The 8721-nt window shown below is 46.1% G+C and carries 9 protein-coding genes and 1 riboswitch; of the genes, 4 read left to right on the top strand and 5 right to left on the bottom strand.

What is annotated here, in order from left to right; translation table 11 throughout:
- Positions 1 to 350: 350 nt before the first annotated feature.
- A riboswitch (TPP riboswitch) is annotated at positions 351 to 451 on the top strand.
- Positions 452 to 551: 100 nt separating this feature from the next.
- Entirely contained in the window at positions 552 to 1133 is a 582-nt protein-coding gene (gene thiT, locus SB724_RS16030; protein ID WP_045208586.1) for an energy-coupled thiamine transporter ThiT, read from the top strand.
- 30 nt (positions 1134 to 1163) lie between these two features.
- On the opposite strand, the gene floT is transcribed toward thiT, so the two are convergent.
- Positions 1164 to 2693, bottom strand: a complete 1530-nt coding sequence (gene floT / locus SB724_RS16025; protein ID WP_014418715.1) for a flotillin lipid rafts scaffold protein FloT — start codon at positions 2691 to 2693, stop codon at positions 1164 to 1166.
- Positions 2694 to 2712: 19 nt separating this feature from the next.
- A complete protein-coding gene (locus tag SB724_RS16020) occupies positions 2713 to 3243 on the bottom strand; it encodes an NfeD family protein (RefSeq protein WP_410571871.1) in 531 nt (176 codons plus the stop codon).
- A 146-nt stretch (positions 3244 to 3389) separates the two neighbouring features.
- Here SB724_RS16020 and SB724_RS16015 point away from each other — a divergent pair, with 146 nt between their 5' ends.
- Positions 3390 to 3878: a DinB family protein gene (locus SB724_RS16015; protein WP_032876875.1), complete on the top strand. Its 489-nt coding sequence runs from the start codon at positions 3390 to 3392 to the stop codon at positions 3876 to 3878.
- Between the two features lies 1 nt (position 3879).
- Here SB724_RS16015 and SB724_RS16010 read toward each other — a convergent pair whose 3' ends face one another.
- From SB724_RS16010 to betB, 3 genes are all read right to left on the bottom strand, one after another.
- Entirely contained in the window at positions 3880 to 4461 is a 582-nt protein-coding gene (locus SB724_RS16010) for an MOSC domain-containing protein (protein WP_003152182.1), read from the bottom strand.
- Positions 4462 to 4532: 71 nt separating this feature from the next.
- Positions 4533 to 5741, bottom strand: coding sequence for a choline dehydrogenase (gene gbsB, locus SB724_RS16005; protein WP_003152181.1), 1209 nt, complete (start codon positions 5739 to 5741; stop codon positions 4533 to 4535).
- A gap of 17 nt (positions 5742 to 5758) precedes the next feature.
- Complete coding sequence (gene betB, locus SB724_RS16000; protein ID WP_014418720.1) at positions 5759 to 7231, bottom strand: betaine-aldehyde dehydrogenase; 1473 nt, start codon at positions 7229 to 7231, stop codon at positions 5759 to 5761.
- Positions 7232 to 7431: 200 nt separating this feature from the next.
- On the opposite strand from betB, the gene gbsR reads away from it, so the two are divergent.
- On the top strand, positions 7432 to 7986 hold the full coding sequence (gbsR, locus tag SB724_RS15995; protein ID WP_410571869.1) for a transcriptional regulator GbsR: 555 nt from the start codon (positions 7432 to 7434) through the stop codon (positions 7984 to 7986).
- Positions 7987 to 8145: 159 nt separating this feature from the next.
- Positions 8146 to 8685: a biofilm surface layer hydrophobin BslA gene (bslA, locus tag SB724_RS15990; RefSeq protein ID WP_015240450.1), complete on the top strand. Its 540-nt coding sequence runs from the start codon at positions 8146 to 8148 to the stop codon at positions 8683 to 8685.
- Positions 8686 to 8721: the final 36 nt, after the last annotated feature.

Raw genomic sequence — 8721 nt, 5'->3', positions numbered from 1 at the left:
ACGCACATCGCTGTGCGATTTATTTAAAACTTTGAATTAACAGGTACGTTTTGTCTTGTTTAGTTTTCAAAGATCATTACCGCTTGTTGAAGCAGCTTTATTATCTTACCACTCAGCTTCTTTTATGTCAACAACTTTTTTCAAGTTGTTTCCGAAGCTTTTCGTTGTTGTCTGCTGTTCATCAGCGACGTTTAATAATATAACACCCTTTTGAAAATATAACAATAGTTTTTTTAAAAAAATCATTGATTATTTTCTTTCATACTTATTTCAGTTTCTCTTCTATAGAAAAATAAGCTGTCTTGTGGTTTGGCATATTTTCTTGTATAGTAAGATTGAACTAAATACTTGATGACCACAAGGGGAGCATTAAAGCTGAGAGTGAACGTTTTGTTCTGACCCTTTGAACCTGTTAGTTAACGCTGGCGTAGGGATGTGGCAAAGCCAAATGATTTGCAGTTTATGTAAGCAGCGCGCGGACCTTTTCCCATCCTTCCCCGCGCTGCTTTTTTGTTTATCCTTGATACGGTTGTCTGACCAGGGGGAAAACTATGAATCATTCAACACAGCTTGTGCGCTTAATTGAAATAGCGATTATGACCGGGGCGGCCGTCATTCTGGACATTGTCTCAGGCATGTTTCTCCGGATGCCCCAAGGCGGTTCGGTCTCTATTATGATGATTCCGATTTTTTTGATTTCATTCCGCTGGGGAGTGAAGGCCGGGCTTACGACAGGCTTTTTAACAGGGATTGTCCAGATCGCCATCGGCAATTTGTTTTTGCAGCACCCGGTGCAGCTATTTCTTGATTACATCGCGGCATTTGCAGTCCTCGGTTTCAGCGGCATGTTAGCTTCGGGTGTACGAGAATCGGCATTGAATAAAAAAAGAGGCGCTTTAACGATGTATGTTATAGGCGGTGTTTTCATCGGCAGTGTGCTGCGCTATGCGGCACATGTGGTCTCCGGAGCTGTCTTTTTCGGAAGCTATGCTCCGAAAGGCACGCCGGTATGGATTTATTCGTCCGTCTATAATGCGACTTATATGATTCCTTCTTTTATCCTTTCGGCCATTGTCCTTATCTTATTATTCATGACTGCGCCGCGGCTTCTTGAAGCTAAGCGGACGAACTGAAACAGCAGGCGGTTTACGCCTGCTGTTTTTTTATTCCGGGCTGTGCCGTTCGTTTGAATCACTCAGTTCTTTTGTAAGTTCATTTATACTTTGTTTTATGTTTCCTTTTCCCGAAAAATTCTCAATAAGCTCTTTTACATTGATTCCGGAAGATGCTTTTAAGCTTTCCTGAAGACCGGCCATTAAATTGGTTGCGTAGCCTGTGACTTTATTGGCCCCGCCGTTTTCACCGCTTCCTCCCGTATCAACGACGGTTATTTTATCAATGTTGGAAAGAGGCGCTGAGACTTGCTTCGCATATTCAGGCAGCATTTTCACAATCATATCAAGGATTGCAGCCTGACCGTATTTTTCGAATGCTTCGGCGATTTTTTCTTTAGCTTCCGCTTCTGCGAGACCTTTCAGGCGGATGACTTCCGCTTCGGTTTCTCCTCTCGCCTTTTCAGCCTCCGCTTTAGCAAGACCGTCAATTCTCACGCGTTCCGCTTCCGCCTTGGCCATCGCTTCGATACTGTACTGCTCGGCATCCGCTTCTGCGAGCTGCTTCGCTTTTGCGGCTTCGGCCGCTTGTTCCACCGAGTAACGGTCAGCATCGGCTTTTTTCTTCACTTCAGAATCATATTGGCGCTCACGGCGCAGAATTTCTTTTTCCTCCAATTCAATCTGCTTTTGCCGCTCAATAATTTTAATTTGCATTTCCTGCTCTGTCACCTGCTGGCGGGCTTTTGCTGTTTCAAGATCATATGCCTGGTCGGCATTGGCTTTTGCTGTATCCTGCTCTCTTCTGTATTCCGCCATTTTCAGCTGATTGATTTTTTCCGCTTCAGCTATTTCCGTCGCCCGCTCCAGCTCTGATTTTTTTGCGTCTTTATCAGCGGCCGCGCGTTTAATCCTCGTCTCTTTATCCGCTTCTGCCGTGGCAATGTCCGCATCCCGCTTGACTTGGGCGATTCTCGGCTTACCTAATGATTCAAGATAGCCGTTTTTATCTCGGACGTCTTTAATCGTAAAAGAAACGATCATCAGCCCCATTTTAGCAAGGTCCTGAGACGCAACCCGCTGGACTTCCTGAGAAAACTTTTCCCTGTTTTTATAAATCTCTTCAACGGTCATGGAGCCGAGGATGGAGCGCAGATGGCCTTCCAGCACCTCCCGCGCCTCCTGCTCACGGTCTTCCTTAGATTTCCCCAAAAATTGTTCAGCTGCTGTTGCGATTTCACCTATGGAGCCTCCGATTTTAATAATGGCGGTTCCGTCGGCCATTACCGGCACGCCTTGTTCTGTGTAGACTTCAGGTGTAGAGACATCAAGTTTGCTTGACAGTAAACTGAGAGGTTCTGCCTGCTGGAATACCGGGAGCACGAACGTTCCCCCGCCCCGGACGATTTTCAGACGATTTCCGCCTTCATCAATGTGAACATTCTTATTCCCCAAATAACTTCCGGTCACGATAAGGGCTTCGTCCGGCCCCGCCGTCCGGTACTTCGTAATAAATACAGCAATAAGTGCGATGAGTAAAAAGAATACGATTCCGATAACGATGATAATCGGCATAGTCATAACAGTTCCCCCTTAGATATCAGATTGGTTCATGCGGCGTCACAAAAAGCACTCCGTCTTTTACATCAATCACTAATACGGCCGTTCCGTACTTGATCTGTTCTTGATCAAAGCTGACGGCTGATTTAGAAATGGCGCCCCCTATTCCCTCTATGATCACTTCCCCATAGCCGTCTTTCGGGACGGAAGTAATGACCCTGCCGACTCTGCCCTTTAAATCTGTCTCCCGATACGCGAGCGATTCTTCCGCTGATGAAAGCGGGACAAGGACGAAGAAGTGAAGCAGGCTGACCAAAAGAACCGAAAGAACAAATGAAAGCAACGCAATGACAGGACTTGATAGCGGAGCGGCGATTTCGCCGCTATAACCTGAGGCTGAAAAGATTGTTAAAAAAGACAGAATCAATGCAGGGTTTAAAAATGAAACAGGAATGGCTTCCGAGAGGCCGTGAAACACATCTTGAAAAAACAGAATCAAAAGCGTGAGACTTCCCGAAATAATCAATGTGTAAAGATAGACCGTTTCAAGCGGCAGATGAAATATGTCCACATTCTATCCTCCTTTCGGCTGAGGTGTCGGAGTGTTACTTTATATACGGATGTAAAGGTAAATGGTTTCAATTTTCTGACAAGGAAGGCTGATTACATGATTATCCAATCCGGATATGATATGTTTACTCTAAAGGAGGAGATAGGATGAGCATTTTTAATGAAGCAAGACAGCAGACCTGGGAAGAACTGAAAGGACTCTCTGATGAGGAATTCAACCGAAAGCCCGCAGCTGATGAGTGGAGCGTGCGGGAAGTCCTTGACCATTTAAAGAAAATTGACGAAACAGCGCAGACCCTTTTATCAAAGCAGGCAAAAGACGCACCGTTAAAAGAAATAGAAGAACAACCGATGGAGTTTATAGAGGACAGAACAAATAAACGGCCGGCTCCGTCACACCTCGAACCTGAGCAAAACCGAATATCAGTCATTGAAGCAAAACAGGAATTAGATACGGCAAGACAGCAGCTGACCGCAGTTATTTCATCATTAAACGAGGAAGACTTAGAACGTGTGCTTCCCCATCCTGTTTTTCAAGAACTGACGATCCGCCAGTGGATTGATTTTATCGGCCATCATGAAAAGCGTCACATTAATCAAATAAAAGAAATCAAACAAAAAATCGAGAAGGTCTGAGTCAGACCTTCTCGATTTTTTTCTTGGCGCGTTTCGGTTCATAAGAATGGATGGTGACCGCATCGCCCGTGCATATGTCACCCGGGCGTTCAACAATACAGACAATTCCCCTTCTGCCCATCGCGTGCCTCACAAACGCCGCGGCGAGTTTTGGCTGATCCGGATAAAAGGATTGAATGACTTCTCCCGGCTGAATGCATGGATCATTTTCTCCCTCGCACAACAGAGACGCACCGCTTGGAAATATCATTCTGCTTCCTTCTTTAAGCGGCGTCAGTGCAGAAAAACCGCTGATTGCGATATTAGCGCCGAGCCATTCGGGAAAGATATGAGAAATCCCCATTTTCTCCGCAATGTCATCACATTCCTCCATGGACACGATTGAAATTTGTCTCCGGTTAAAAATTTCTGTTCCTCTTTCATACATCGGCTCACGCGCGCCGGCCTTTTTTGTCAGTCCGAAATGCAGGTCACCGGGGAACCCGCCGTATTCCGCACGAAGCTTGTCCATCTTTTTGGTAACAAATTGTTCGGTATCCGCTATATATACGCCTTCCGTCTTTGCTGTTATGCGTTTCCACATCAGCCACCACCGCCTTTTTCTTGACATTATCCTTAAAAAACCCCGCTCTGTAAAGGAGCGGGGTTCATTTATTATACCGTTTTCGGCGTTAAGTCAAAGCAGCGTTTGTAAATCCAGTTGTATGCTTTCTCATTCAAATCTCTTGGGTTTCCGAATGTTTGCGGATCTTTCATGGCTTCTTTTGATAAACGTTCAATCATGTCCGGAGACACACCTTGTTCTTCTAAACTCGGCACCTCTAAATCTTTTACAAGATCATACATCCAGTTGACGGACGCTTTTGCCGCTTCTTCGGTTGTCATGTTGCTTGTATCGATTCCGAATGCTTTGGCGATGCGGGCGAATTTTTCCGGATAGCCTTTCCAGTTGTATTCCATTACCGGCCCCATCATAGCTGCGACGCATTGTCCGTGAGCGACAGGGATGATACCGCCGAGCGTCTGGCTCATCGCATGCGCCGCGCCTGCTGATTCACTGCCGTATGAAAGGCCGGCAAGCATCGCCGCCTGCGCCATGCCGTATCTTGCTTCCAAATCCTCTCCGTCCGCAAACGCGCGCTTAATATAATGCGCCGCATATTCAATGGCCATTAAAGCGACGGCATCAGTGATCGGCTGCGCGAATTTCATCGTATAGCACTCGATGGCGTGCGCAAGGGCATCAATACCTGTCATAGCCGTCACATGCGGAGGCATGGACGTGTGCAGCTCAGGGTCAATGACCGTTAAATGCGCGGCGATAAGCGGTCCGCCCGTATTGAATTTAAATTCTCTTTCTTCATCTGTAATGACCGCCCATTGTGTGACCTCTGAACCTGTTCCCGCAGTCGTCGGGATCGTTGTCAGCGGAGGAATACGGTTTTCCAGCGGCTTTTTGCCTTCCGCGGCTTCATAATCAAGCACGCTTCCTTCGTGTGTCGCTTCTACTCCGATCGCTTTCGCTGTATCCATGGAGCTTCCGCCGCCGACAGCCACAAGGCCGTTGCAGTTTTCTTTTTTATACAGTTCTGATCCTTCGTTTACAAGACGTACAGGCGGGTTCGGCTCCACTTTGTTAAACAGGACGACTTCGATGCCCGCTTCCTGCAAAGATTCAATGACCGGGTTTGCCACTCCCGCATTATAAATTCCCGGGTCTGTTACGAGCAGCGCTTTTGTGACGCCAAGCGCTCTGACTTCACTTCCCGCGTGCTGAATCGCGCCGATTCCGTGTTTAATGACTGTCGGGATTTCGAATGTATGGAATTTATGCATGCTTTCTACTTTCATATTTAATGTCATATTGTATCTCCTCCTCGTTATGCTTGAAACCAGTTCACAGCCGCAGGTTTCGTGTTGCGGTAAATATGTTTGATTTCCGTGTATTCTTCCAGACCGATTTTGCCGAGTTCGCGGCCGAAGCCCGATTGTTTGTACCCGCCCCATGGCGCTTGCGCGAAATACGGGTGGAAATCATTGATCCATACCGTTCCCATCCGCAGTTTGGCGGCTACGCGTTCGCATTTTTCAATATCCTTTGACCATACCGCTCCGGCCAGCCCGTAAATGGTATCGTTGGCAAGTCTGATCACTTCTTCTTCAGAAGAAAATGACTCAACTGTTAAAACGGGGCCGAAGATCTCCTCTTGGACTATCCGCATATCAGACTTGCAGTTTGAGAAAATAGTAGGTTCATAGAAGAAACCATTTTGAAGGGCGGGATCATCAGGACGTTTGCCGCCTGTTTCCAGTTTTGCCCCTTCTTCGATACCGATTTCTACGTATTTTTCGACTTTGGCCCGATGCTCGGCGGAAATCAGCGGACCGCTTTCCGTATCTTCATGAAAACCGTTTCCTAATTTGATGCGTTTCGTGCGCTTGATCAGCTCGGCTAAAAATTCATCATGAATGGCTTCGTCCACCAAAAGACGGGACCCTGCCGAACAAACTTGGCCGGCATGGAAAAACACGGCGTTCAGCGCTTGATCTGCAGCTGTTTCGAGATCTGCATCTTGAAATACGATATTCGGATTTTTGCCGCCAAGCTCCAGGGCAATCTTTTTCACATTGCCGCTTGCCGCCTGCATGATTTTTTTGCCTGTTTCAATTCCGCCCGTAAAAGAGACCAAATCGACGTCGAGGTTTCTCGCCAGCTCGTCGCCGACAGAGGCGCCCGGCCCCAGCACGAGATTGGCGACCCCTTTCGGAATACCGGCTTCTTCTATTAATTGAAAGACTTTAATGGTTGTCAGCGGAGTAATCTCGCTCGGCTTTAAAACGATCGTGTTTCCGGCCGCAAGAGCGGGAGCGATTTTCCAGCTCGCCTGAAGGAGCGGATAGTTCCACGGCGTAATTTGTCCGCATACGCCAATGGGCTCTCTGACGATTTTACTTACGGAATCGGGAATCGGAGATGAAATGACCTCGCCTCCGTCTTTATCCGCCAAACCGGCATAATATTGAAATACATTTGCGATATCATCCATATCGGCTTTACTTTCTTCAATCGTTTTTCCTGTATCGAGCGATTCCAGCTCAGCTAATTCGTTCAGATCGCGTCTGATTAATTCCGCAATTTTCAGAACAAATTGTCCGCGCTCGAGCCCGGAAAGCACCGGCCACTCCCCTTCATCAAATGCTTTTCTGGCTGCGGCGATGGCTTTCACCGCATCGTCCCGGTCTCCTTCGCATACCGTTGCAATTTCTTCTTGATTAAATGGATTAATGATACGGCGGGTCTGTTTTTTTTCTGCACTGATCCATTCGCCGCCGATATAAAGCGTTTTGCTCATAAAAGTCCTCCTTACCGAAAAGTAAGTTTGTTAAATAAAAATTTAATGTTTTTAACAATATTAATTTAACACATGTTTTTTTGCCTGTCAAAACCCGGTCAGTCCGTTTAGATTTTGACATTTCGTCATGATTCGTTAAGATTAAGAACATAAAGAAATGACTTAACAAATTTAAACTTCAAGAGGAAAAGAGGGACAGTATGGATGAGAATCCAGAATTCGCAGCTATAGAACAAGCCAGGGATCTTGTCATTGATTCCATTGCAGAGACGATGGATCTTTACGGAATCACACGGAGTGTCGGGATTTTATACGGAACAATGTATATGAGGGATGAAATGACGCTTGACGAAATGCGTGAGGAACTGCAGATGAGCAAACCGAGTATGAGCACAGGCGTCAAAAAGCTGCAGGATTTAAATGTTGTCAAAAAAACCTTTCACCGCGGCACACGGAAGCATACGTTTGTAGCGGAAAAAGATTTCTTTACGTTTTTCACGAATTTCTTCCCGCCGAAATGGGATCGTGAAGTTCAGGTGAATTTGTCCGCCATTGAACAGGCCCAGGCGGATTTGCAGTCCGTTTTGATGGCCGAGGAAGGCAACGCGGAATTACAGGAAGAAGCGCGGCAGTTATATGATCAGCTTGAAAGCTCGAAAGCTTATTATCATTGGCTGAAGCGTCTCGCCGACTCGGTTCAGAGCGGGGAGATTTTTAAATTTATTCCGATAGAAACGGACGAAAAAAACGCCTGAATCAAAATCAGGCGTTTTTTGTCGTGATTTGATTATTTTTGAGAAAATATAGGAATATAACCCCATTTACTTCCATTAAAATTGATGGTAAATTTTTATAGGTATGGTCGTTCTTTTTTAAGAACAATCAGCAAAATTTTTTTAGGGGGATTTATGAAAATGAAACAGAAATTTTTCTCAACTGTCATGGCAAGTTTATTCGGCCTGGTTTTGCTTCTTTCTCTGCCGACAGCGTCATTCGCCGCTGAGTCAGGCTCAACCGTTCACGAGCCGGAAATGTCCACGAAAGCGACTGCTACCTTATTTGCAAAATATACAGGTGCCAGCCAGCAGGAATGGTCATTTTCTGATATCGAATTGACGTACCGTCCGAACACGATCCTGAGCTTAGGCGTTATGGAATTTACCCTTCCTAGCGGATTTGCGGCTACAACAAAAGATACAGTCAACGGACACGCTTTGCGTGAAAGACAGATTCTGAATAACGGCAAAACAGTCAGACTTCCGTTAAACATTGATTTGCTCGGCGCAGCGGAATTTAAGCTTTCTCTTAATAACAAAACGTTGCCTGCTGCAGGTACATATAAGTTCCGTGCAGAAAATAAATCATTAAGCATCGGTTCTAAATTCTATGCTGAGGACACAATTGTTGTTCAAAAACGCAGCACACCGCCGACACAGCCTTGCAACTGCAAATAATTGCGAAAAAAAGACCGGCACAAGCCCATCGCTTGT

Source organism: Bacillus sp. SIMBA_031 (assembly GCF_046535225.1).
Classification (GTDB): Bacteria; Bacillota; Bacilli; order Bacillales; family Bacillaceae; genus Bacillus; species Bacillus velezensis.
Note: the sequence above shows the minus strand (reverse complement) of the source record. Positions and strands in the feature narration are given on the sequence as shown.